24 protein-coding genes are annotated in these 25,120 nt (G+C 59.5%); 15 read left to right on the forward strand and 9 right to left on the reverse strand.

Going from position 1 to position 25,120, the window contains the following annotated elements:
- Positions 1-45: 45 nt before the first annotated feature.
- Positions 46-735, reverse strand: a complete 690-nt coding sequence (gene nadD, locus ACA056_RS25345) for a nicotinate-nucleotide adenylyltransferase (protein WP_497273599.1) — start codon at positions 733-735, stop codon at positions 46-48.
- A gap of 1 nt (position 736) precedes the next feature.
- Positions 737-2,008 carry a glutamate-5-semialdehyde dehydrogenase gene (locus ACA056_RS25350; protein ID WP_497268600.1) on the reverse strand — a complete coding sequence of 424 codons (1,272 nt, stop codon included), beginning with the start codon at positions 2,006-2,008 and terminating at the stop codon, positions 737-739.
- A 177-nt stretch (positions 2,009-2,185) separates the two neighbouring features.
- Between ACA056_RS25350 and ACA056_RS25355 the strand changes: the two genes are divergently transcribed.
- Positions 2,186-2,881 (forward strand): DNA-3-methyladenine glycosylase, encoded by a 696-nt coding sequence (locus tag ACA056_RS25355; protein WP_497268602.1) that lies wholly within the window; start codon positions 2,186-2,188, stop codon positions 2,879-2,881.
- Positions 2,882-2,925: 44 nt separating this feature from the next.
- On the forward strand, positions 2,926-4,242 hold the full coding sequence (locus ACA056_RS25360; protein ID WP_497268604.1) for a bifunctional DedA family/phosphatase PAP2 family protein: 1,317 nt from the start codon (positions 2,926-2,928) through the stop codon (positions 4,240-4,242).
- Here ACA056_RS25360 and ACA056_RS25365 read toward each other — a convergent pair whose 3' ends face one another.
- Genes ACA056_RS25365 through ACA056_RS25375 form a run of 3 tightly spaced genes read right to left on the reverse strand, consistent with a single transcriptional unit; the run spans position 4,243 to position 5,919 of the window.
- Positions 4,243-4,833 carry an LON peptidase substrate-binding domain-containing protein gene (locus ACA056_RS25365; RefSeq protein ID WP_497268606.1) on the reverse strand — a complete coding sequence of 197 codons (591 nt, stop codon included), beginning with the start codon at positions 4,831-4,833 and terminating at the stop codon, positions 4,243-4,245.
- A gap of 10 nt (positions 4,834-4,843) precedes the next feature.
- On the reverse strand, positions 4,844-5,560 hold the full coding sequence (locus ACA056_RS25370) for an LrgB family protein (RefSeq protein WP_497268608.1): 717 nt from the start codon (positions 5,558-5,560) through the stop codon (positions 4,844-4,846).
- Positions 5,557-5,919, reverse strand: coding sequence for a CidA/LrgA family protein (locus tag ACA056_RS25375; protein WP_008152799.1), 363 nt, complete (start codon positions 5,917-5,919; stop codon positions 5,557-5,559). The genes ACA056_RS25370 and ACA056_RS25375 overlap by 4 nt, the downstream gene beginning before the upstream one ends.
- A gap of 195 nt (positions 5,920-6,114) precedes the next feature.
- On the opposite strand from ACA056_RS25375, the gene ACA056_RS25380 reads away from it, so the two are divergent.
- The 3 genes from ACA056_RS25380 (at position 6,115) to ACA056_RS25390 (ending at position 9,071) form a co-directional block, all read left to right on the forward strand.
- Positions 6,115-6,570 carry a MaoC family dehydratase gene (locus ACA056_RS25380; protein ID WP_123367685.1) on the forward strand — a complete coding sequence of 152 codons (456 nt, stop codon included), beginning with the start codon at positions 6,115-6,117 and terminating at the stop codon, positions 6,568-6,570.
- 113 nt (positions 6,571-6,683) lie between these two features.
- Positions 6,684-8,402, forward strand: a complete 1,719-nt coding sequence (locus ACA056_RS25385) for a C13 family peptidase (protein WP_497268611.1) — start codon at positions 6,684-6,686, stop codon at positions 8,400-8,402.
- Positions 8,403-8,429: 27 nt separating this feature from the next.
- Positions 8,430-9,071: an oxidoreductase gene (locus ACA056_RS25390; protein ID WP_497268613.1), complete on the forward strand. Its 642-nt coding sequence runs from the start codon at positions 8,430-8,432 to the stop codon at positions 9,069-9,071.
- 118 nt (positions 9,072-9,189) lie between these two features.
- Here ACA056_RS25390 and ACA056_RS25395 read toward each other — a convergent pair whose 3' ends face one another.
- The 4 genes from ACA056_RS25395 to ACA056_RS25410 form a co-directional block, all read right to left on the reverse strand.
- Positions 9,190-9,474 (reverse strand): YceK/YidQ family lipoprotein, encoded by a 285-nt coding sequence (locus tag ACA056_RS25395; protein WP_458510281.1) that lies wholly within the window; start codon positions 9,472-9,474, stop codon positions 9,190-9,192.
- Complete coding sequence (gene ubiX, locus ACA056_RS25400; protein WP_046048695.1) at positions 9,467-10,099, reverse strand: flavin prenyltransferase UbiX; 633 nt, start codon at positions 10,097-10,099, stop codon at positions 9,467-9,469. The genes ACA056_RS25395 and ubiX overlap by 8 nt, the downstream gene beginning before the upstream one ends.
- Entirely contained in the window at positions 10,096-11,445 is a 1,350-nt protein-coding gene (mpl, locus tag ACA056_RS25405) for a UDP-N-acetylmuramate:L-alanyl-gamma-D-glutamyl-meso-diaminopimelate ligase (RefSeq protein WP_497268616.1), read from the reverse strand. The genes ubiX and mpl overlap by 4 nt, the downstream gene beginning before the upstream one ends.
- 259 nt (positions 11,446-11,704) lie before the next feature.
- The gene (locus tag ACA056_RS25410; RefSeq protein ID WP_497268618.1) at positions 11,705-13,618 is read right to left on the reverse strand and encodes a sigma-54-dependent Fis family transcriptional regulator; all 1,914 of its coding nucleotides are present in this window, start codon (positions 13,616-13,618) and stop codon (positions 11,705-11,707) included.
- Between the two features lie 422 nt (positions 13,619-14,040).
- On the opposite strand from ACA056_RS25410, the gene exaC reads away from it, so the two are divergent.
- From exaC to ACA056_RS25460, 10 genes are all read left to right on the forward strand, one after another.
- Complete coding sequence (gene exaC / locus ACA056_RS25415) at positions 14,041-15,561, forward strand: acetaldehyde dehydrogenase ExaC (protein WP_461999951.1); 1,521 nt, start codon at positions 14,041-14,043, stop codon at positions 15,559-15,561.
- 117 nt (positions 15,562-15,678) lie between these two features.
- A complete protein-coding gene (gene eat, locus ACA056_RS25420; protein WP_497268620.1) occupies positions 15,679-17,127 on the forward strand; it encodes an ethanolamine permease in 1,449 nt (482 codons plus the stop codon).
- A 51-nt stretch (positions 17,128-17,178) separates the two neighbouring features.
- Complete coding sequence (locus ACA056_RS25425; protein ID WP_497268622.1) at positions 17,179-18,573, forward strand: ethanolamine ammonia-lyase subunit EutB; 1,395 nt, start codon at positions 17,179-17,181, stop codon at positions 18,571-18,573.
- 8 nt (positions 18,574-18,581) lie between these two features.
- A complete protein-coding gene (eutC, locus tag ACA056_RS25430) occupies positions 18,582-19,406 on the forward strand; it encodes an ethanolamine ammonia-lyase subunit EutC (RefSeq protein ID WP_497268624.1) in 825 nt (274 codons plus the stop codon).
- 118 nt (positions 19,407-19,524) lie between these two features.
- A complete protein-coding gene (locus ACA056_RS25435) occupies positions 19,525-19,986 on the forward strand; it encodes a GNAT family N-acetyltransferase (RefSeq protein WP_095130795.1) in 462 nt (153 codons plus the stop codon).
- Positions 19,987-20,280: 294 nt separating this feature from the next.
- Complete coding sequence (locus ACA056_RS25440; RefSeq protein WP_497268627.1) at positions 20,281-20,937, forward strand: DedA family protein; 657 nt, start codon at positions 20,281-20,283, stop codon at positions 20,935-20,937.
- Between the two features lie 6 nt (positions 20,938-20,943).
- A complete protein-coding gene (locus ACA056_RS25445) occupies positions 20,944-21,756 on the forward strand; it encodes a M90 family metallopeptidase (RefSeq protein WP_497268629.1) in 813 nt (270 codons plus the stop codon).
- Positions 21,757-21,869: 113 nt separating this feature from the next.
- On the forward strand, positions 21,870-22,397 hold the full coding sequence (gene ppa, locus ACA056_RS25450; protein WP_028620880.1) for an inorganic diphosphatase: 528 nt from the start codon (positions 21,870-21,872) through the stop codon (positions 22,395-22,397).
- Positions 22,398-22,620: 223 nt separating this feature from the next.
- The gene (locus ACA056_RS25455; RefSeq protein ID WP_497268631.1) at positions 22,621-23,373 is read left to right on the forward strand and encodes a S24 family peptidase; all 753 of its coding nucleotides are present in this window, start codon (positions 22,621-22,623) and stop codon (positions 23,371-23,373) included.
- Positions 23,374-23,986: 613 nt separating this feature from the next.
- Positions 23,987-25,048 (forward strand): PDDEXK nuclease domain-containing protein, encoded by a 1,062-nt coding sequence (locus ACA056_RS25460; protein ID WP_497268633.1) that lies wholly within the window; start codon positions 23,987-23,989, stop codon positions 25,046-25,048.
- Positions 25,049-25,120 lie beyond the last annotated feature (72 nt).

Consider the following 25,120-nt stretch of genomic DNA (forward strand, 5'->3'; position numbering starts at 1 on the left):
GGCGCTTCGGTACACGCGTTCACGTGTTTTGAAGCGCGCCCTTTTTCAGTTCGACGCACGGTAGAGACCGTGCGCATCGATGTAGGCCAGGACCGCGTCGGGCACCAGGAAACGTACCGACTTACCGCTGGCCAGCAGTTGACGGATCTGGGTGGCGGATACCGCGAGCGGTGTCTGCCAGACGAATGCAATCTGTCCGCTCGGCCCTTTGAGGGCCAGCGGGTCGCTCACCGAGCGTGCCGCCAACAGATTGCGCAAGGCATCCGGCGGTTCGCTGTCGGCATCCGGGCGTTGCAGCACCAGGATGTGGCAATGCTGGAGCAACTCTTCCCAGCGGTGCCAAGTGGGCAGGCCGCAAAATGCGTCCCAGCCCAAAAGTAGAAAAACCTGGTCTTCAGCGGCCAGTTCGGCACGCATCAGTTCCAGGGTGTCAATGGTGTAGGACGGTTTGTCCCGCTGCAATTCGCGGGCGTCCACCACCAACGGTGCCACACCGGCCACCGCACACTCGACCATCGCCAGACGGTCCTTTGCCGACACCTGCGGCGTACCGCGATGAGGCGGTCTGGCACTGGGTGTCAGACGCAACTCATCAAGCGCCAGCGATTCGGCGACTTCCAGCGCACTGCGCAAATGGCCGATGTGCACCGGGTCGAAGGTCCCGCCCAGCATGCCGATGCGTCGAGGCGCAGGCTCGCTGGCGGTTTCCGGGGCTGACAGGTCAAGGTCGCCCAAGTCAGTCCGACGCCTGGCCGCGTAACTGGCCATCACCAACCACGATGTACTTCTCGCAGGTCAGACCTTCGAGGCCCACCGGGCCGCGGGCGTGCAGCTTATCAGTAGAAATGCCAATCTCGGCACCCAATCCGTATTCGAAGCCATCGGCGAAGCAGGTCGGCGTGTTGATCATCACCGACGACGAATCGACTTCCGCCACAAAACGCCGCGTGTCGGCGAGGTTTTCACTGACGATCGAGTCGGTGTGATGCGAGCCGTACTGATTGATGTGCTCAATCGCCTGGTCCAGCCCGTCAATCACGCGGATCGAAAGAATCGGCGCCAGGTACTCGGTGTTCCAGTCTTCTTCGCTAGCGGCAACAGCCTCGATGATCGCCAGGGTGCGTTCGCAGCCGCGCAGCTCGACGCCTTTTTCGCGGAACTGTGCAGCCATCGATGGCAGGAAATCCTTGGCGACCGATTGGTCCACCAGCAGGGTTTCCATGGCGCCGCAGATGCCATAACGGTAAGTCTTGGCATTGAAGGCGATGCGCTGGGCTTTCGGCAGGTCGGCGTGAGCACTGACGTAAACGTGACAGATACCGTCCAGATGCTTGATCACCGGCACGCGGGCGTCACGGCTAACACGCTCGATCAGGCCACGGCCGCCACGGGGCACGATAACGTCGACGTATTCAGGCATGGTGATCAGCGCGCCAACGGCGGCGCGATCAGTGGTTTCGACCACTTGCACCACGGCAGCGGGCAGTTCGGCTTCGGCCAGGCCGCGCTGGATGCAGGCGGCAATGGCACGATTGGAATGAATCGCCTCGGAACCGCCACGCAGGATGGTTGCGTTGCCGGACTTCAGACACAGGCTCGCGGCATCGATGGTCACGTTCGGCCGGGATTCGTAGATGATCCCGATCACGCCCAACGGCACGCGCATCTTGCCGACCTGAATGCCCGACGGACGGAAGCTCATGTCGCGAATCGCGCCGACCGGGTCCGGCAGAGCCGCTACCTGACGCAAACCGACGATCATGCCGTCGATGCGTTCAGGGGTCAGCGCCAGACGCTCAAGCAATGCGGGCTCAAGACCATTGGCGCGTCCAGCGGCCAAATCCAGTTCATTGGCAGCCGTCAGCTCGGCGCGTGCAGCGTCCAACGCATTGGCAGCAGCCTGCAAGGCGCGGTTTTTCTGCGCGGTGCTGGCACGGCCGATGACGCGAGAAGCTTCGCGGGCAGCGCGACCCAGGCGGGTCATGTAGTCAAGAACGGACTCAGTCATGGTCTGGCGTGGACTTGGTAAAGAGGAAAGCGGCAGATTATAGCTGTCGCGTCCCCCGACTAACAGCGGTGACGGGCGGATGGTCGAAATGGAGGGCAATTTGCCGACGTTCAGCCGTGATTAAGCTGCAAATTGTTATCATCGCGACTCAATCAGCCCTGATAAACGCCGTTCATCATGACTAACCTGACTGTTCGTACGTCCGCGACGAGCCTGCCCAAGGGGCTCGCGGATGCATTTTTCGACAGAGACGCCCAAACGCTGGCCCGGGATTTACTCGGCAAAGTCATCCGTCACCGGGTCGGCGACCTGTGGCTCAGCGCCCGGATTATCGAAACCGAAGCCTATTACTTCGAAGAAAAAGGCAGTCACGCCTCCCTCGGCTACACAGAAAAACGTAAGGCTTTATTTCTGGATGGCGGCCACATCTATATGTACTACGCCCGTGGCGGCGATTCCCTGAACTTCAGCGCCCAGGGTCCGGGCAATGCTGTGCTGATCAAATCCGCCTATCCGTGGGTCGATGACTTGAGCGGGCCGGCGAGCCTGGCGCAGATGCTGCTGAACAATCCCGACGCCCAGGGTCGCCCTCGCCCCTCGCAAAAGCTTTGCGCCGGACAAACGTTGCTCTGCAAGGCGCTGGGCCTGAAGGTGCCGGTCTGGGACGCCAAGCGTTTCGACCATGAAGTGCTGCTGGTGGAAGATGTCGGCCCGGCGCCCGTTCACATCATACAAACCACGCGTTTGGGCATTCCCCACGGCCGCGATGAGCATTTGATGTACCGTTTCGTCGATGCGGCTTACGCTCCGTATTGCACGCGCAACCCGCTGCGACAGGGGCAGATCGAAGGTCGCGATTATTTTTTGCTTTGAGTACAACTCCTGCGGGGGTCAATTAATAAGAGGGAGTTGTTTTTATGGGCCCATGGCTCGATAGCGTGACCGGTTGGTTGACGGTCAACCCGCAATGGCTGGCCGCGGCGGTGTTCATAGTGGCCTGTGTGGAATGCCTGGCGATTGCCGGGCTGATCGTTCCCGGCACGGTGCTTTTGTTTGCCGTGGCGGTACTGGCCGGTAGTGGAGCGTTGTCGCTGGGCGAAACGCTGTTGCTGGGGTTCCTCGGCGGCGTGCTGGGCGACATCATTTCGTATTTCCTCGGCCGACATTTCCATCAGAACATTCGGCGCCTGCCAGGGTTGCGCCATCATCCGGAATGGATCGCCGGGGCCGAGGCGTATTTCCAGCGCTACGGCATCGCCAGCCTGTTGGTCGGGCGCTTCATCGGTCCGCTGCGACCGATGTTGCCGATGGTCGCCGGGATGTTCGACATGCCCTTCCCGCGCTTCGCCGCCGTCAGTCTGCTGGCTGCCGCCGGCTGGAGCGTCGCGTACCTGCTGCCCGGCTGGGCCACGGGGGCGGCAATTCGCTTGCCGTTGCCGGAGGGATTCTGGCCTGAGGCCGGAATCGTCGCTGGCAGCATCGCCCTCATGGTGGGCTTGAGCATCACCAGCAGCATGCGTCGTCATCGCAAAGCGACGATGCTGATTACCGGGATGAGCTTTCTGATTCTGGCGGGACTGTTTATCGGCTATCCGCACCTGACCGCCCTCGATCAGGGCGTGATGACCCTGGTGCAGGAGCACCGCAGCCCGCTGCTCGATGAAGTGGCGGTGACATTCACGCTGATCGGCGAGTTTCGCAACATGCTGTTGCTCAGCGCCCTGTTAACGGGTTTGCTGGTGCTCACCCGGCAATGGCGCCAGGCGATTTTCGCCGGTAGCACCCTGCTGTGCACCGCCCTGGGCAACACCGTGACCAAACACTTTTTCGCCCGCGTACGCCCGGAAGTGTTGAGCGATCCTCTGACCAGCTACAGCATGCCCAGCGGCCACGCCTCGGGCTCTTTTGCGCTGTTTCTGACGCTGGCCGTGCTGGCCGGACGCGGACAACCGCCGCGCATGCGCTTGACCTGGCTGCTATTGGCTTGCTTGCCCGCGCTGGCGATTGCCCTGTCGCGGGTGTACCTGGGCGCGCACTGGCCAACGGATGTGCTGGCCGGCGCGATGCTGGCAGCGTGCGTGTGTGCGGCGAGTTTGTGGCTGAATCAGCGCCCGGCACCGCTAAACGCCATGCCACCGAAGATCTGGTGGCTGGTGTTGCCGGCGCTGGTGGCGCTGTTCGGGTTCTTTGCGTTGCGGCACTTACCACATGCGATGTTGCGGTATGCCTACTGATCAGGCAAACAACTCACCCTGCAACTCATCCAGCAGCGCCTGAATCGCATCCAGTCGCTGCTGCGGATCATCGAGTTGCAGCAGGTCGATCTTGTCCACTTCGGCAAACGGCAACAGGTACGCCAACTGATTGGCCAGCGATTGTTGCCCGGTCGCTTCTGTGCCCATGTTCAGCGCCTCGACCATCGGGTGTTCGGCCAAGGCTTTGAGCAGTGCAACCAGGTCGGCGTCCTCGTCCTGCAGCGGTTGCTCAGGTTCGTCCTCCAGCCACTCGACCTCGGCGACGGTCAGCTGATCGCGCTGAATCTCGGTGCACAACACGTGGAAACGCCGCCCACCCTGTACCCGAATGCCCAGCAAGCCATTGTCCTGCTGTTTGAAATCAGTAATCAGCGCCTCGCATCCGACCAGCGCGTAGCCCGCCGGGGCGATGCCGACCTCTTCGCCGTCGAGGATGCACACCACACCGAAGCCGCCGCCCTGTTTCATGCAGCGACTGATCATGTCCAGGTAGCGCGCCTCGAAGATCTGCAAATCGAGGATGCAGCCAGGAAACAACACTGTGTTCAGCGGAAAAAGCGGCAAGCTCATAGACATTTCCTTACACCACCATCGACACCGCCAACGGCAGTAAAACTGCCGTGGCCACGCCCATCAGACTCATCGCCAGCGCCGCGAAGGCGCCGCATTCTTCATTTTCCTGCATTGCCACCGCAGTGCCTACCGCGTGCGCCGTCATGCCGAGTGCCATACCGCGCGCCTCAGGGCTGTGCACACCCAGCCTGGTCAAAAGACTCGGCCCGAAGATCGCCCCGATCACCCCGGTAATCAACACGAACACTGCCGCCAGCGCCGCAACACCACCGATCTGCTCCGCCACCAGCATGGCAATCGGCGACGTCACCGACTTCGGCGCCATGGTCATCAGGATCATGTGTTCGGCACCAAACGACCAGCCCAGCAATACACCCATACCGGTGGCGACGACGCCACCTATCACCAGCGTAGTAAATATCGGCCAGAACAACTGCCGAATGCGTCGCAGATTGAGGTACAGCGGCACAGCCAGCGCAACGGTCGCCGGCCCGAGCAGGATGCTGAGGATCTCGGTGCTCTTGCGGTACTCGGCATAGGTCAGGCCGCAACCCACCAGTACACCGATCACCAGCAGCATCGAGACCAGCACCGGCTGCAGAAAGATCCAGCGGGTTTTCTCGTACGCCGCCAGCACCAGCTGATAAGCCCCCAGAGTAATACCGATGCCGAACAACGGATGATGAATCACCGACGTCCAGGCACCGTGCCAGTCGAAGTTCATTGGCCGTCCTCACGGTGAGCGTGACGCTTGACCATGCGCTGCATCAGCACGCCGGCGAAGGCCATGGACAGCAACAGTGACAACACCAGCGCGCCGACGATGGCCCAGAAATCCGCGGCAATGTCTTTGGCGTAAACCATCACACCCACGGCTGGCGGTACCAGCAACAACGGCAGGTAACGCAGCAGACTGCTGGCCGCGAGGTTCAGCGGTTCGCCGACCTGGCCACGGCTGATCAGGAACACCAACAGCAACAACAGGCCGACAATCGGCCCCGGCAGGATCGGTAAAAACAAGTGGTTGATGGCTGTGCCCAGCAATTGGAACAGCACCAGCCAGGTCAGGCCACGTAACAACATCCGTCATCTCCCGCCAATATCATCCCGCACAAGCGGGCCGAGCATTATAAGCACGCCAACGCTATAGACCGGCATTCGCCAAAATCATGTTCAGTTGACCGGAGCCATTTGCCATGTTGATCTAAAGTGGTAATCCGGGAGGTCAAATCCCCCCACCTCAAAACTATAAAACCGATGAACCCAAGGAGAGTCTCAATGCCCTATGTTCCAGTTGCAGAGCTCAAAGATTATGTCGGCAAGGAACTCGGACGTTCCGAATGGCTCACCATCGATCAGGAGCGCATCAACCTGTTCGCCGAAGCCACAGGGGATTATCAGTTCATCCACGTCGACCCGGTCAAAGCCGCGCAAACGCCATTTGGCAGCACCATTGCACACGGTTTCCTGTCGCTGTCGCTGATCCCCAAACTGATGGAAGACATCCTGATCCTCCCTGAAGGGGCGAAGATGGTGGTCAACTACGGCCTGGATACCGTGCGTTTCATCCAGCCAGTGAAGGTCAATTCCAGGGTCAGACTCAAGGTCGACATGAACGAAGTCATCGAGAAAAAGCCCGGCCAATGGCTACTCAAAGCCACCGCCACGCTTGAAATCGAAGGCTCGGACAAACCGGCCTACATCGCCGAGCCACTGTCTCTCTGCTTCGTGTAACCCATCCCGGATGCGAAGCAGCTCACGCTGTTTCGCGCCCTCTCCCGTTTTCCCGGCTATATAAGGTCATAGAGCTGCGGCATACTCGGTCGCCTAATTGCCCGGATCCCGCTATGCGCCCACTTGCACTCCTCGCTCTGACCCTATTGCTCACCGCTTGCGGCGACGGCGAATCGCTGTTGCCCCCCGACGCCCGGTTGCCGGACGGCGGACGCTATCGCGGCGAACTGGTCAACGGATTGCTGCAAGGCCAGGGCCGTATCGATTACCCGAACGGCAGCTGGTACGCCGGCGATTTCGACAAGGGCCAATGGCATGGCCAGGGCGAATGGCACGGCAGTAACGGCGAAGTCTATCGCGGGGGATTCAATCTAGGGCAGTTCGACGGCAAGGGCACACTGACCACCAGCGGCAGCAGCTTCACCGGCAGTTTCAAAGCCGGTCGACGGGACGGCGAAGGCACCCTCAAAGAAAACGGTATGACCTACCGCGGTGAATTCAAGGCCGATCAATATTCAGGGCTCGGTCGTCTCGAACTCGAAGACGGCAGCTCGTATCAGGGCCAGTTCGCCCACGGCAAACCCAACGGCGAAGGCCAACGGGGCGACGCCAGCGGCAATCAGTTCACCGGGCACTTCGTCGACGGTCAGCTCGAAGGCAACGGGACTTTCAACAGCGCCGATGGCGATATCTATGTCGGCGGCTTCAAGAACAACCAACTGCACGGCAAGGGCCGCTACGAGAACGCCGACGGTGATGTCTGGCTCGGCCTGTTCAAGGAAGGATCGCTGAACGGCAAGGGCGAGTTGATCGGCGCCGACGGTAGCCATTACATCGGCCAGTTCAGCGACTGGCGCTTTACCGGCCAAGGTCGATTGAACCTGTCTGACGGCAGTTTCTACATCGGCCAGTTCGACGGTGACAGTTACTCGGGGCACGGCACCCTGGTGCTGACTGACGGCACGGTGCAAAACGGTACGTGGATTAATGGCCAGCGTGTTCGCGATGCCGATGGCAAGCTGCTGCCCGACAGCCTGGAACTCGGCTTGCTGGCCCAGGGCCGTTTGCTCGACGATGCACTGTCCAGCGTGCCGGCTTCGACCCCGGCAGTCGAGTTGTACACCTTGACCCTGGGCGGTGACGGCAAGCAAAGCGTGTTCCTGCGCGAATCCGATTACGTCAGCAATATGCTCAGCAGCCGCTTTGGTGCGTTTGGCCAGATCCGCCTGGTGAACCATCGCGACCACCTCGTCGACCGGCCGATGGCCACCCGGGAAAACCTGCGCCGCGCCGCCGCCGCCCTGGCCGAACGCAGTGGCCCGGAAGACTTGATCTTCATCTACATGACCAGTCACGGCACCAGCGAACACGAACTGGTGCTCGACCAGCCGCGCATGGAACTGTCCGATCTGCCGGCCGACGAACTCGCCGCAGTTCTCTCTCCGCTGAAAAACCGCGACAAGATCATCGTGATTTCGTCCTGCTACTCCGGTGGCTTCATTCCGGCTCTCAAGGATGAACGCACCCTGATCATGACCGCCTCGCGCGCTGACCGCGTGTCCTTCGGATGCTCGGAAGAAGCCAACTTCACCTACTTCGGCGATGCGCTGTTCGCCCAGGCACTGAACCAGACCGACGATCTGGAGCAAGCCTTCAAACTGGCCAAGGCCACCGTCGCCGAACGTGAACTGGCGGACAGCTTCGAAGCCTCTGAACCGCAGATCTGGGCGCCGAAAACCGTTCTCTCTCACTGGCAGCTGTTACGCAAACAGCAGGCACGAAAAGCACTACAAAGTGTCTCTATCAGCAACAAGGATGCAAAGAGCAACTAAGCTGAATAGTATCAAGGGGGAAACACTATGTACTTGACGCCTCAGCACGTACTGCTTGCCGGAGCTACCGGTTTGACCGGTGAACATCTTCTTGACCGTCTGCTCAATGAGCCCACGATCTCACGAGTATTGGCGCCCTCACGCCGGCCACTGGCCGAGCACCCCCATCTGGAAAACCCGGTCGGCGACCCTGCGGTGTTTCTGCCGGAATTGAATGGTCGCGTCGACATCGCCTACTGCTGCCTGGGCACCACAATCAAGAAAGCCGGCTCGGAGCAGGCGTTTCGTGCGGTGGACCTGGACATGGTGGTAGCGTTCGCCAAACGTGCACGGGAGATGGGCGCACGGCACCTGATCGTGATCAGTGCCCTGGGGGCCGATCGCAGGTCCTCGATTTTCTACAACAAGGTCAAAGGGGAGATGGAATATGCATTGCGCGCGCAGGACTGGCCGCAACTGACCATTTGCCGACCTTCGCTGCTGCTGGGCGAGCGTATGGAACCGCGCATGGCTGAGCAATTCGTTGGGCCCTTGTCCCGTTTGATCCCCGGCAAATACCGCGGCATCGAAGCCTGCCAACTGGCCCGCGCCATGTGGCGACTGGCGCTGGAAGAGCAGGATGGGGTGCGGATTGTGGAGTCGGATGAGTTGCGCAAGTTAGGCAAGTAATTCTGCGGCGTCCAGGAAGACGCCATCGCGAGCAAGCTCGCTCCCACATTGGATTTGCGAACGACACAGATCCAATGTGGGAGCGAGCTTGCTCGCGATTAGAGCGCAAAGCGCTCTTCTACAATCCGCCCGTCGCCTGAAAACTTACCCCGATCACCGTGAGCACTGACAGCGGCAACAGCAGCGTGTCAAGCAACGCACTGGCCGGCAGGTCGACGCCCGGATAGCTAGGGGCTTCGGCGCCGAAGCGATCCATGGCGCAGCAGCCGCCATTCATGGCATACAAATCCAGACGCGTCCCCGAATACACCACTGGCGCCCCTGGCTTGGCGGCATCAAGCGTTCGCACCGTGGCGCAGCCAGCCAATTGCAGCGCCAGCACAATCGCCAGCAGCTTATTCATCGCTGGTCAGATGGTGTTCGCCCCAACGCGGCAGCATGTCCTGGGGAATGTTCAGCAGATTGAGAATTCGCGCCACAACGAAATCGATCAAGTCGTCGATGGTTTGCGGCTGATGATAAAAACCGGGCGACGCCGGCAAAATCGTCACGCCCATGTTCGACAACTTGAGCATGTTCTCCAGATGAATGCTCGAATACGGCGCCTCACGCGGCACCAGAATCAGCTGACGGCGCTCCTTCAAGGTGACGTCGGCAGCACGCTCGATCAAGTTGTTGCAAGCCCCCGTCGCAATAGCCGACAAGGTCCCGGTGGAACACGGCACCACCACCATCGCTGCCGGCGCGCCGGAGCCCGAGGCCACTGGCGACATCCAGTCTTCCTTGCCATACACCCGAATCTGCCCGGCGGCAGCCCCAGTGTATTCGGTGAGGAAGGCCTGCATCATCTGGGTTTTCGGCGGCAACGTAACGTCAGTCTCGGTGGCCATCACCAGTTGCGCAGCCTTGGAGATCATGAAGTGCACTTCGCGGTCTTCACGAATCAGGCAGTCAAGCAGGCGCAAACCGTACTGGGCGCCGGAAGCGCCGGTCATCGCCAGCGTGATGCGTTCCGGGCCGTTGTTCATTGCAGCGCCTCGGCGAGTTTGCCGTGCAGGCCGCCGAAGCCGCCGTTGCTCATGATCACCACGTGAGTGCCGGGCTGGGCCTGGCTCTTCACGCGCGCGATGATGCCTTCCAGCGAATCGCTGACGATCGACGGCACCGTGCACAACGCAGCAGTAGCCCCCAGATCCCAACCGAGGTTGGCCGGCGCGTACCAGATCACTTGATCGGCATCGACCACGCTTTCCGGCAAGCCGTCGCGGTGAGCACCGAGCTTCATGGAGTTGGAGCGCGGCTCGATGATCGCAATCAACGGGGCATCGCCGATGCGCTTGCGCAGGCCGTCGAGGGTCGTCGCAATAGCCGTCGGGTGGTGAGCGAAGTCGTCATAGATGGTAATGCCACGGACCTCCGCGACTTTCTCCATCCGGCGTTTGACGCTTTTGAATGCGCTCAGCGCAGCGATGCCCATGGACGGCACAACACCGACGTGGCGCGCCGCAGCCAACGTGGCCAGAGCGTTGGCGACGTTGTGTTGGCCGGTCATGTCCCACTCGACCACGCCTTGGGCAACACCTTCGAACATCACTTCAAATTTCGAGCCGTCTTCGCTGAGCAGTTTGACCTGCCACTGACCGCCGGCACCGGTGGTTTGCACCGGGGTCCAGCAGCCCATCTCGATCACTCGCTGCAACGCAGGTTCGGTGGTCGGGTGGATCACCAGGCCTTCGCTCGGAATGGTCCGCACCAAATGGTGGAATTGCCGCTCGATGGCTGGCAGATCGGGGAAGATGTCGGCGTGATCGTATTCCAGGTTGTTCAGGATCGCCGTACGCGGGCGGTAGTGAACGAACTTGGAGCGCTTGTCGAAGAACGCGCTGTCGTACTCGTCGGCTTCGATCACGAAGAATGGGGTGTCACCCAGACGAGCGGACACCGAGAAGTTTTGCGGCACGCCGCCGATCAGGAAACCCGGGCTCATGCCCGCGTGTTCCAGCACCCAGGCGAGCATGCTGCTGGTGGTGGTTTTGCCGTGGGTACCGGCGACGGCCAGCACCCAGCGACCTTGCAGCACGTGATCTGACAGCCATTGCGGGCCGGAGACGTACGGCAGGCCTTTATTCAGCACGTATTCGACAGCCGGGTTACCGCGGGACATCGCATTGCCGATCACCACCAGATCCGGTGCCGGATCGAGCTGCGCCGGGTCGTAGCCTTGGGTCAACTCAATGCCCTGAGCCTCAAGTTGAGTGCTCATCGGCGGATAGACGTTGGCATCGGAGCCCGTCACGTGATGGCCCAGCTCTTTGGCCAGAACCGCCATCGAACCCATGAAAGTGCCGCAGATACCAAGAATGTGAATGTGCATTAGTCGACCTCGTAAAACATGGCCGCAGGTTAGCTTAGGGTGGGAAAATTCGCACTCTTTTAGGTGATGGCTGAAGATCCACCCCTCACCCCAGCCCTCTCCCCATAGGGGAGAGGGGGAAAGGGAGCAGATCTCCATGGTTTTCATAACCTGAGCTCGACTCGTTATTTCAGGTCGATGTACCTCCAATAACACCTCGGTCAGTCCCCTCTCCCTCCGGGAGAGGGTTAGGGTGAGGGTGAGGGCTGGATTTAACTGCCTACCGCTCAATCCCGTGTTTACGCAGTTTTCTATAAAGGGTGTTACGACTGACGCCAAGTTGTTCAGCCGTGTGAGTCATATGCCAACGCGTCTGTTCCAGCACATTCAGCAACGCCAACCGCTCAGCGTCATCCAGCGGATGCTCCGACGGCTCTTCAACGGCAACAACCGAAACCGGCCGGGCCTGACGAATCATCCCCGGCAAATCCTCCAGCCCGATCCGCCCACCGTCGCACAACGCCGCCAACGTGCGCAGCACATTGCGCAACTGCCGCACGTTCCCCGGCCAGGCAAAGGCCAGCAACGCCTGGCGTGCCGGACCGTCAATCAATACGGTTTCCCCGCCCGCTTCTTCGGCCAGCAAAAAGTCGAGCAGTTGGGATTTATCACTGCGATCACGCAATGCCGGCAGTGCAACTTCCAGCCCATTGAGCCGGTAATACAAATCCTCGCGGAAGCTGCCGTCCTGCACCCGTTCCAGCAGATTACGGTGAGTGGCGCTGATGATCCGCACATTGACCGACTCCGGTTCACCGCCGATCGGCACTACCTGACGATCTTCCAGCACCCTTAATAGCCGGGTCTGCAAAGCCAGGGGCATATCGCCGATTTCATCGAGGAACAAGGTCCCGCCATCGGCCTGTTGCAACTTGCCGCGCATGCCTTCCTTGCGAGCGCCGGTAAAGCTGCCGCCGCGATAGCCAAACAGCTCGCTCTCGATCAGGCTTTCGGGGATGGCGGCGCAGTTGAGGGCAACAAAGGCTTTTTCCGCTCGCTGGCTGGCCTGATGGACGGCTTTGGCAAACGCTTCTTTGCCGGATCCGGTTTCGCCGTTGATCAGTAGCGGTACGTCCCGCTCGAACACGCGCAAGGATTTACGGAAATCTTCCTGCAACCCCGTGTCGCCCAGACAAATGCCCGACAAACGCGAAGGTTCGGCGATCACCGGGCTTTGCACCACCGGTACCGGAATGCTGCGTGGCTGCCCGCGCAACACCGCAAACAGGCTCCGTCCGTCGCGTGTGCGCAACGGCCAACTGGCGCTGGCATTGACACTGGCGCGGCCGAGCAATTCATCCAGCGAGCAATCGAAAAACGCCTCCACCGGCTTGCCCAGCAACCCACCGCGAATATGCCCCAGCAGGTTCAGCGCACTCTGGTTGACCGCGCTGATCCGCCCTTCCCCGTCAAACGCCAGCAACCCTTCGCTGAACAACCCGACGGATTCGGCCTGCAAGTGAAAACGCAGCAACCATTGATTGTCGAAATAGCGCAGGAAATAGCAGCTCTCGATCATCTTCGCCGAAAGATTGACCAGGGCCATGGTGTGGAACTGACTTTGACGAGAGACCTCATGGCGCGCCGAGGACACGTCGAGCACCGCCAGCAGTTCGCCATGCGGGTCGAACACCGGGCTCGCCGAGCAGGTCAGGCCGGTGTGACGGCCGCGAAAATGCTCGTCCTGATGGATGGTCAGTGACTGACGCTCTACCAGACAGGTGCCGATGCCGTTGGTGCCTTCGCAGGCTTCGCTCCAGTCAGCTCCGAGCCAGAGGCCGGCGCGCTCGAAAATCTTCCGCTCGGCAGGTGCGGTGACGCAATTGAGGATCACGCCGCGGGCGTCGGTCAACAGGACCGCGTGGCCGGCGCCGGAGAGTTGCTGATGAAGGCTGGTCATTTCGCTGCCGGCGATGTGCAGCACCTGCTGCAAGCGCTCGCGGCTTTCCAGGACGCGGCCATGTTCCAGCACCGTCGGCGCCATGGTCAGGGCCGGGTCGAGGTGATAGTCCTCAAGACAGCGCAGCCAGGAACGGGCAATCGACGGATCGCTGCCGGGGCCGTGCAGGTGGGATTTTCCCTGAGTGACAGTCAGGACCTGCTGGGCATGGCGACTCAAATGGTTGTCGTGCATTTCTTATTGTTCTCCCCGCTTTTGTGGCGAGGGGGCTTGCCCCCGTTGGGTCGCGAAGCGGCCCCAAGAATCCTGACACCGCACGCATTCAGGTAAATCACGTTTACCCAATACGACTGCTGCGCAGCCGAACGGGGCGATGCGGCGTTCCGACAAGCCCCCCTCGCCACAGAGCATCCTCCAGCCATCGGCGCATTGCAATGCTGGCGAGACCGACCCGTCACATGTCGTGCCAGAAGCGGTACAAAGTGTCACGGGGACCGTACCGAAAGCGTCACAGACAGCGTCCGCCGGTCCGACAAAAACCGCGTAAGGCCTTGATTTGCCTGACCTGCAAGGCAGTGGCCCGACCTTTGCTCTACGCTTATAGCAAGCGCACATGCGCTCTCCCTTATAAGCACAAAAGCCAAGGAGAAATCACCATGCGTTACGCTCACCCCGGTACTGAAGGCGCTATCGTTTCGTTCAAGAGCAAATACGGTAACTACATCGGCGGCGAGTTCGTCGCGCCTGTTAAAGGTCAGTACTTCACCAATACCTCGCCAGTAAATGGCCAACCGATTGCCGAATTCCCGCGTTCCACGGCCGAAGACATCGAAAAAGCCCTGGACGCTGCCCACGCCGCTGCCGATGCCTGGGGCGCCACGTCCGCCCAGGCGCGCTCGCTGGTGCTGCTGAAAATCGCCGACCGCATCGAACAGAACCTCGAAGTCCTGGCAATCACCGAATCCTGGGACAACGGCAAAGCCGTGCGTGAAACCCTCAACGCCGACATCCCGCTGGCGGCCGACCATTTCCGTTACTTCGCCGGTTGCATCCGCGCCCAGGAAGGCAGCGCCGCCGAGATCGATGGCAACACCGTGGCGTATCACATCCATGAACCATTGGGCGTGGTCGGGCAGATCATCCCGTGGAACTTCCCGATCCTGATGGCCGCCTGGAAACTCGCCCCGGCCCTGGCGGCTGGTAACTGCGTGGTGCTCAAGCCTGCCGAACAAACGCCGCTGGGCATTACCGTGCTCATGGAGCTGATCGGCGACCTGCTGCCACCGGGCGTGCTGAACGTGGTGCAAGGCTTCGGCAAAGAAGCCGGCGAAGCCCTGGCCACCAGTAAACGCATTGCCAAGATCGCCTTCACCGGCTCGACCCCGGTCGGCTCGCACATCATGAAATGCGCCGCCGAAAACATCATTCCGTCCACCGTGGAGCTGGGTGGCAAGTCGCCGAACATCTTCTTCGCCGACATCATGCAAGCCGAAGAAACCTTCATCGAAAAAGCCGCCGAAGGCCTGGTGCTGGCGTTCTTCAACCAGGGCGAAGTCTGCACCTGCCCTTCCCGTGCATTGGTGCAAGAGTCGATCTACGACGACTTCATGAAAGTCGTGATGAAGAAAGTACTGTCGATCAAACGTGGTGACCCGCTGGACACCGACACCATGGTCGGCGCCCAGGCGTCCGAGCAGCAATTCGACAAAATCCTTTCGTACCTGGAAATCGCCAAGGGCGAAGGCGCCGAGCTGCTGACCGGCGGCAAGATCGAAAAACTCGAGGGCAACCTGGCGACCGGGTACTACATCCAGCCGACCCTGCTCAAGGGCACCAACAAAATGCGTGTATTCCAGGAAGAAATCTTTGGCCCAGTGGTGAGCATCACCACGTTCAAGGACGAAGCCGAAGCCCTGGCCATCGCCAACGACACCGAGTTCGGCCTGGGTGCCGGCCTCTGGACCCGCGACATCAACCGCGCCTACCGCATGGGCCGCGCCATCAAGGCCGGTCGTGTGTGGACCAACTGCTACCACCTGTACCCGGCGCATGCCGCGTTCGGCGGTTACAAAAAATCCGGCGTCGGTCGTGAAACCCACAAAATGATGCTCGATCACTATCAGCAGACCAAAAACCTGCTGGTGAGCTACGACATCAATCCGTTGGGCTTCTTCTAAAAGCGTCTGTCGCAGGCAAGCCACTCTCCTTGTGGGAGTGAGCTTGCTTGCACATTGCGCCTTCGCGCCATCCCGGCAACCACGCCGGTCAAAAACAATAAGAACAGGTGAACCCCTATGCCTAGCGATCAAGCCAGCGTGCAGCCGGCTACCTCCTCGGTCGACTTTGAAAAAGTCGGCTCCGACTATTTCCAGCAACGGGAACTGAAAAAAGGTGCAGCAGGCTGGGTCCTGCTAGTGGGCCTGGGCGTGGCCTACGTCATCTCCGGCGATTACGCGGGTTGGAACTTCGGCCTGGCCCAAGGTGGCTGGGGCGGTATGTTTCTCGCCACGTTGCTGATGGCGACCATGTACCTGTGCATGTGTTTTTCCCTGGCGGAACTGTCTTCCATGATTCCCACCGCGGGTGGTGGCTACGGTTTTGCCCGTAGCGCATTCGGGCCGTGGGGCGGGTTTCTGACCGGGACCGCGATTCTGATCGAATACGCAATCGCCCCGGCGGCGATCGCGGTGTTTATCGGCGCCTATTGCGAATCACTGTTCGGCATCGGCGGCTGGATGATTTACCTGGCGTTCTACATCATCTTTATCGCCATTCACATTTTCGGAGTCGGCGAAGCGCTGAAACTGATGTTCGGTATCACCGCCGTCGCTGCGCTGGCACTGGGCGTGTTCCTGGTGTCGATGGTGCCGCACTTCAACGTCGCTAATCTGCTCGACATCCCGGTGACTGACGCCAAGGGCGCCAGCAGCTTCCTGCCCTTCGGCTATGTCGGCGTGTGGGCGGCAATTCCTTACGCGATCTGGTTCTTCCTCGCTGTCGAAGGCGTGCCGTTGGCAGCAGAAGAAACCAAAAACCCAAAACGCGACCTGCCCCGCGGATTGATCGGCGCCATGCTGGTGCTGGTGAGCTTTGCCCTGCTGATTCTGGTAATCGGCCCGGGTGGTGCCGGCGCCAATGCACTGCTGACCTCGGGTAATCCATTGGTCGAAGCGTTGAGCAAGGCCTATGGCGGCTCGACCTGGATGGGCCACTTCGTCAATCTGGTGGGCCTGGCCGGGCTGATCGCCAGTTTCTTCTCGATCATCTATGCCTACTCGCGGCAGATCTTTGCCCTGTCCCGCGCCGGCTACTTGCCACGCAAACTGTCCGAGACCAACAAAAGCAAGGCCCCCGTACTGGCGCTGATTATTCCCGGCATCATCGGTTTCGGCTTGTCGCTGACCGGTCAGGGTGACTTGCTGATTCTGGTGGCGGTGTTCGGTGCGACCATTTCCTATGTCCTGATGATGGCGGCGCACATCACACTGCGCATTCGACGCCCCAAAATGGATCGCCCATACCGCACACCCGGCGGTATCTTCACCTCGGGTGTAGCGCTGGTGCTGGCTTGCATCGCCGTGGTGGCGGGTTTTCTGGTAGACCCACGCGTGGTGATTGGCGCTGCGATCATCTATGGAGTGTTAATTGCTTACTTTGCTTTCTACAGTCGGCATCACTTGGTAGCAGGCACGCCCGAAGAAGAATTCGCGGCCATTCAGAAAGCTGAAAAAGCCCTGCACTAACGGCCAGAAATTACGGCGCAGGCCCTGTCTGCGCCGTCACGGAGAATCTGTATGGCAAGTTTTGCTCACACGGTCGGCGCCCAGACCTACCGTTTCGACAGCCTCAAGGACGTCATGGCCAAGGCCAGTCCGGCGCGTTCCGGGGACTTTCTGGCGGGTGTCGCGGCGCTCAACGATGGCGAACGGGTCGCCGCGCAGATGGCCCTGGCGAACATCCCGCTCCCTCACTTCCTGCAGGAAGTACTGGTTCCCTACGAGACCGATGAAGTCACCCGACTGATCATCGACACTCACGACAAACAAGCATTCGCCGCCGTCAGCCACCTCACCGTCGGCGGCTTTCGCGACTGGCTGCTCAGCGACGCGGCCGACGAACAGAGCCTGCGCGCCCTCGCGCCAGGCCTGACCCCGGAGATGGTCGCCGCTGTCTCGAAGATCATGCGCGTGCAGGATCTGGTGCTGGTAGCGCAAAAAATCCGTGTTGTTACAAAATTCCGCGGCACGATGGGTTTGCGCGGCCGGTTATCCACCCGCCTGCAACCCAACCACCCCACCGACGAACCGGCCGGTATCGCCGCGAGCATTCTCGACGGCCTGCTGTACGGCAACGGTGACGCGATGATCGGCATCAACCCGGCCACCGACAGCATCGCCTCCATCTGCGCCATGCTGGAAATGCTCGACGCGATCATTCAGCGCTACGAAATTCCTACACAAGCTTGCGTGCTGACCCACGTCACCACGTCCATTGAGGCAATAAATCGCGGCGTTCCGCTGGACCTGGTGTTCCAGTCGATCGCCGGCACCGAAGCGGCGAACGCCAGTTTTGGTATCAACCTGAACGTGCTGCAGGAAGGCTATGACGCCGGTTTGAGCCTGAATCGCGGCACGCTGGGGCAGAATCTGATGTATTTCGAGACGGGTCAGGGCAGCGCCCTGTCAGCCAACGCCCACCATGGCATCGATCAACAGACCTGCGAAACCCGCGCCTACGCCGTTGCGCGACATTTCAAACCGTTCCTGGTGAACACCGTCGTAGGATTCATCGGTCCGGAATACCTCTACAACGGTAAACAGATCATCCGCGCCGGCCTCGAAGACCACTTCTGCGGCAAGCTCCTGGGCGTGCCCATGGGTTGCGACATCTGTTACACCAACCACGCCGAAGCCGACCAGGACGATATGGACACCTTGCTGACCCTGTTGGGCGTGGCGGGGATCAACTTCATCATGGGCATCCCCGGCTCCGATGACATCATGCTCAACTATCAGACCACCTCGTTCCACGACGCCCTTTACGCCCGTCAGACGCTGGGCCTGAAACCTGCGCCGGAATTCGAACAATGGCTGGCGAGAATGGGCATTTTCACCCAGGCAGACGGCAAGATTCACTTCGGCGACAGCCTGCCGCCGGCTTTCCGCCAAGCGATGACACAACTGGGATGAGTGTTGAAATGGATAAACCACCCGTTGATCCACAGAACCCGTTGCTGGAACTGCGTCGCCTGACGCCGGCGCGGATCGCCTTGGGAAGAACCGGCACCAGCATGCCGACCAGCGCACAGCTGGATTTCCAGTACGCCCACGCTCAGGCCCGGGATGCGGTGCACTTGCCGTTCGACCATATGGGGCTCAGCTCACAACTGGCTGAACGCGGGCGTGCCAGTTTGCTGCTACACAGCGCCGCTACGGACCGGAACAGTTATTTGCAACGCCCCGATTTGGGGCGAAAGCTGAGTGATGAGTCGGCGCAGACACTGCGCGATTACGCATTGGCCAATCCCGGCGGTGTCGATCTGGCCATTGTCGTTGCCGACGGGTTGTCGGCGCTGGCCGTTCATCGCCATACCCTGCCGTTTCTGGCGCGGATGGAAGACCAGATTGTGAATGACGGCTGGTCCGTCTCACCGGTCATTCTAGTGGAACAGGGTCGGGTCGCCGTAGCCGACGAGATCGGCGAACTGCTGGATGCAAAAATGGTGGTGATCCTGATCGGCGAACGCCCTGGCCTCAGCTCCCCGGACAGCCTGGGACTGTATTTCACCTACAATCCAAAGATCGGGCTGACGGATGCCTATCGCAATTGCATCTCCAACGTCCGACTCGAAGGCCTGAGTTACGGCATGGCGGCACACCGTTTGCTGTATTTGATGCGCGAAGCCTGCCGGCGGCAGTTGTCAGGGGTCAATCTGAAGGACGAAGCCCAGGTTCTGACACTGGAGTCGGACGCAGGAGCGGACAGGAAAGGTAATTTCCTACTGAGTCTGCCGGATGCCTGAACCGTTTCCGCATTGCATTTCTAATTCAGTTTCAGGCAGGATCGAAACACGGCTGCCCGAGTGAGAACCGTTCGCCGTCACAGTACGTGAAGACAGCCACTTGAAGACGAGACCTACCATGCGGATTATTCAAGCGACCCTCGAACACCTGGACCTGTTGACCCCATTGTTCGTCAAATATCGCGAGTTTTATGGCTCCCTGGCTTATCCGGACTCGTCCCGGGCGTTCCTTGAAAAGCGCCTGCGTCGCAAGGAGTCGGTGATCTACCTGGCCCTGGCCGATGACGACAGCAACAAACTGATGGGTTTCTGTCAGTTGTATCCGAGCTTTTCGTCCCTTTCGCTGAAGCGCGTATGGATCCTCAACGACATCTACGTCGCCGAAGAAGCCCGCCGCCAGTTGGTGGCCGACAATCTCATCCGCACCGCGAAGAAAATGGCCAAGGAAACCAATGCCGTGCGCATGCGCGTTTCCACCAGCAGCAACAACGAAGTCGCGCAGAAAACCTACGAATCCATCGGGTTCAAGGAAGACACCGAGTTCAAGAACTACGTGCTGCCGATCAGCGACGAGCTCTGATCTGCATCGAACATTGTGGGAGCGAGCTTGCTCGCGATAGCTTCTCCTCGGTATGACTGATACACCGAGGTGCCTGAATCGCGAGCAAGCTCGCTCCCACAGGAATCGATTGCACCACTCCAACCGGTGTGGATCCCTAGACATCCCCCGCTACAAACTCAACGCGCTTTTCACCACTCAGCTCGTATAATGCCGACCTTTCCGGCTTGTAAGAAAAACTACACCCGTCTGTAGCCTTTCGCGAAGTCATCCGCACAGGCCTGCCGAGTCGGGCCGTCACCTCAGGTGCTCCCCATGGATTTCAACCCGCTCGACCTTATCCTGCATCTCGATGTTTACCTCGATTTGCTGGTAAACAACTATGGGCCATGGATTTACGCCATTCTGTTCCTGGTGATCTTCTGCGAAACCGGCCTGGTGGTGATGCCGTTCCTGCCGGGCGATTCCCTTCTGTTTATCGCGGGCGCCGTAGCGGCCGGCGGCGGTATGGATCCAGTGCTGCTGGGCGGCCTGCTGATGCTGGCGGCGATCCTTGGCGACAGCACCAACTACGTGATCGGACGAACGGCGGGTGAGCGTTTGTTCAGCAACCCGAACTCGAAAATCTTCCGTCGCGACTACCTGCAGCAAACCCACGACTTCTACGACAAACACGGCGGCAAAACCGTGACCCTGGCGCGCTTCCTGCCAATCATCCGCACCTTTGCACCGTTCGTCGCCGGCGTGGCGAAAATGCCGTATCCGCGTTTCTTGGGCTTCAGTGTTCTCGGCACCATCCTGTGGGTCGGTGGCCTGGTGACCCTCGGTTACTTCTTCGGCAACGTACCGTTCATCAAGCAAAACCTGTCGCTGCTGGTCGTGGGCATCATCCTGCTGTCGTTGGTACCGATGATCATCGGCATCATCCGCAGCCGCTTCGGCAACGCCGCGTCCAAAACCCAATCGCGCTGATTCACCATGTGGTCCCTTAACGCCTGGCGTCGCCGGCGCATCCTGGCCAAGCATCCGATTGCCGACGACATGTGGCAGCGGGTGCGTCATCACTTGAGTTTTCTCGATGGCCTCAGCGCCGCCGAAGACCAGTGGCTGCGTGAAGCCAGCGTGCTGTTCCTCCAGGACAAACACCTGACCGCCCTACCCGGCGTCGGACTCCACCAGGAGCAGCGCCTGCTGCTTGCCGCCCAGGCGCAATTGCCGTTGCTACATCTGGGCGATCTGAACTGGTATCAGGGTTTCCACGAAATCGTCCTCTACCCCGACGACTTCCTCAGCCCCCAGCGCCATCGCGACGCCAGCGGCGTCGAACACGAATGGGACGGCGAACACAGCGGCGAAGCCTGGCAGCAAGGCCCGATCATCCTCGCGTGGCCCGGTGTGATAGCCAGCGGTGGCTGGGACGGCTACAACCTGGTCATCCACGAGCTCGCGCATAAACTCGACATGCTCAACGGCGACGCCAACGGCCTGCCGCCACTGCACGCCGACATGCGGGTCAGCGACTGGGCCAAGGTCATGCAAGAGGCCTACGACGACCTTGATCGGCAACTGGACCGCAATCCCGACGCTGACACCGCCATCGACCCGTACGCTGCGGAAAACCCCGCCGAATTCTTCGCGGTCACCAGCGAATACTTCTTCAGTGCCCCGGATTTGCTGCACGAGGCGTATCCTCAGGTCTATGAACAGCTGAAGCTGTTTTATCGTCAGGACCCTCTGGCCCGGTTGCGGCAACTTCTGGCCGAAGACCCGGTCTATCAGGCACGCGACTAAGGTCTCTACGACCCTTGGATCGTGGCATCGGCGGCGGAATATGCCTATAATCGCCGCCACTTTTTGGTCAATCCGGCCAAGTGTTTTTGGTCAACTAACGGGGGCACCGCCCAATGAGCTACAGCAAGATTCCGGCTGGCAAAGACCTGCCGAACGACATCTACGTCGCGATCGAGATTCCGGCCAACCACGCCCCGATCAAATACGAAATCGACAAAGACAGCGATTGCCTGTTCGTTGACCGTTTCATGGCCACCCCGATGTTCTACCCGGCCAACTACGGTTTCATCCCGAACACCCTGGCTGACGACGGTGACCCCCTCGACGTGCTGGTCGTGACCCCTTACCCGGTTGCTCCAGGTTCGGTCATCCGCGCCCGTCCGGTCGGCATCCTGCACATGACCGACGACGGCGGCGGCGATGCCAAAGTCATCGCAGTCCCACACGACAAGCTGTCCCAGCTGTACGTCGACGTGAAGGAATACACCGATCTGCCACCGCTGCTGCTGGAACAGATCAAGCACTTCTTCGAGAACTACAAAGACCTCGAAAAAGGCAAATGGGTGAAGATCGAAGGTTGGGGCGACGCAGAAGCCGCTCGCACCGAGATCATGAAGTCGGTTGCTGCCTATAAAGGCTGATAGCTGCCTCTCACGAGCGGCTATAACGAAGAACCCCGGTTGATCCGGGGTTTTTTGTGGGCGTTTGAATATCATGTTCAACAGCACATTTAACTGGCGGGCAAACCGGTTTTTTCTTGTTTAATTTTTACAAAAGACGTCTTACATCAGGACTTAAATTTCACGCCAGATTTGAACGTTTTGTTGAATCAAAGCCTTATGCCGCACGGCTAGACTCGTGTTTATGAAAAAGAACAAATCCTGCGGCCCACGATTCAGAATGCTCCTGAAAGAGCTACAAATCACGACAACGAGATTTGCCGAATTCCTGGGTATTTCCGACCCTCAAACTGTCCATAACTGGTATACCCGCGGAGTTCCTGATTACCGCATGGAAGATGTCGCCAGAAGACTGTCCGTGAACACTGAATGGCTGAAATCCGGCGAAGGGCCGAAAGACGCCAGGGAATTGCATCTGGTCGACGCATCCGGCAACACCTTCGACGCCCAGTCAATCCGGGGCACCTATCGGGTCATCGACCCAGTCGATATCGAACTACCCTTTTACAAAGAGGCGGCCACTGCCCCCGGCTCCGACAAAACCCACGTCATCAAAGACCCCAGCGAATCGATCCGCCTGCCGCGCAGCGATCTTGACTCCCTGGAAATCAACCACGCCAATGCCATCTGCGCCCGCATGGTTGGCAACAGCATGGCCGAAAAAATTGAAGATGGCTCCATCGTCGCCATCGACCGCGGGCTCACGCAAATTGTCGATGGAGAGATTTACGCAATCGAGCACGACGGCATGTTGCGCATCAAATACCTGAGCCGGGTACCAGGCAACGCGATACGTATGCGCAGCCACAACAGCTCCGAATACCCGGATGAAGTCTTCAGACCTCCGCAAATCGAAGAACAAAACATAAGGGTTCTGGGATGGGTGTTCTGGTGGTCTACCCTGAATAAACGCAAGCCACCCATACCTTTTCTGTAAACACATAACTTTGTAGCAGCTGGCGAAGCCTGCTGTTACAAGTCACGAGATAGCTCTACCCCGCACGCCACACTGGGAATTCTGCAAAAAAATCAGTATGCTGCGCCCCACATTTGCGCATCGACCCGCCTCGCGGCTCTGATCGCACCGACAAGGCAGATGACTTTCTCGCCAAGTCCCACAGCCGGACGCAAGATCCGGGTGTACGTTTTGAAGGCTGGCGCGGTTTACCAAAAATGAACCAAGCCAGTCCCCGAGAAGCCGGCCACAAGCCGGCTTTTTAATGCCTGTCGAAAAGTTTCTTGTCTAGTATTAGCAGTGCTGGCACTTTTTCTTTCACTAGGCGATAGAGGCCTAAAAGTAAGCAGCTTCGCTTTCTTTTGAAGGAAATCTCCTCGAAAGTCCAACCTGCTTGCGCCTGATAAATGCGCTGGCTAATCTTCGACCGTCACTGCCAAATCAGTAATGGACTTAGCAGCCCACCGTTTGATTCGGTGCAGAGTGCTCCCATACGCTCGGCGCATTTCATGGCCTCGCTTTTCTATGACCTCTACACCGAGCTGGCGGCAAACGCGGCGAAGGCCGCGCCGAAAAAGCCACAAGGGAACAAAGCATGAGCGACACCCCCGCTAGCCTGAGCATGCCGCCCGAAGGCTATGGAGATTGGCTGGTCGATCTCAAAGGCCGCATCCATAATGCCCAGCAGCGCGCCACTCTGGCGGTGAACCGCGAACTGGTGCTGCTCTACTGGCAGATCGGTCAGGATATTTTGTCCCGGCAAGCACAACAGGGTTGGGGAGCCAAAGTGATCGACCGCTTGGCTCAGGATTTGCTCGCCGCCTTTCCTGATATGAAAGGGTTTTCCCCACGCAACCTCAAGTACATGCGCGCCTTTGCCGAAGCGTGGCCGGACGCAAAATTTGTGCAAGAGGTGCTTGCACAATTGCCTTGGTATCACCAGTTAGCGCTGTTGGACAAACTGCCTAGCCAGGAAACTCGCTACTGGTATGCCGCACAGGCCATCGAGCACAACTGGTCGCGCAATATTTTGGTGATGCAAATCGAGACCCGTTTGCTGGAGCGCAGCGGCAACGCAGTCAGTAACTTCGATAGCCACTTGCCCAAACCGCAGTCCGACCTTGCCCGAGAATCACTGAAAGACCCTTACCGTTTCGACTTCCTCGGCCTGACTCTTGATGCCCAAGAGCGCGAGATCGAAAACGCTCTGGTTAAGCATGTCACCGACTTCTTGCTGGAACTGGGTGCAGGCTTTGCCTTCGTCGGCCAGCAAGTTCTGCTGGATGTAGGCGGTGACGAGTTCTTCATCGACTTGCTGTTTTATCACCTCAAGCTACGTTGCTATGTGGTAATCGAGTTGAAGTCTGGCAAGTTCAAGCCCGAACATCTGGGTCAACTGAGTTTTTACCTCACCGCAGTGGATGCTCAACTCAAGCACCCGCAGGACGGCCCGACCATCGGCCTTCTGCTATGCAAGAGCAAGAATAAGGTAGTGGCCGAATATGCCCTGCGTGATAACGCCCGTCCCATCGGCGTGGCCGAGTACCAATTAGTGGAGTCCTTGCCGGCAGAGTTGCAAACCAGCCTGCCCAGCATTGAACAAATTGAGCGCGAACTGGCAAGTGATGACGCCGCCATGGAAGACGAACCGAAATGACCGAACAGACGTATAACCACTACTATGCAAGTGGCTCAGCCGTGGACTTTATGCGATGCCCCAAGCATCGAT

The organism is Pseudomonas sp. LBUM1666 (genome assembly GCF_059695775.1).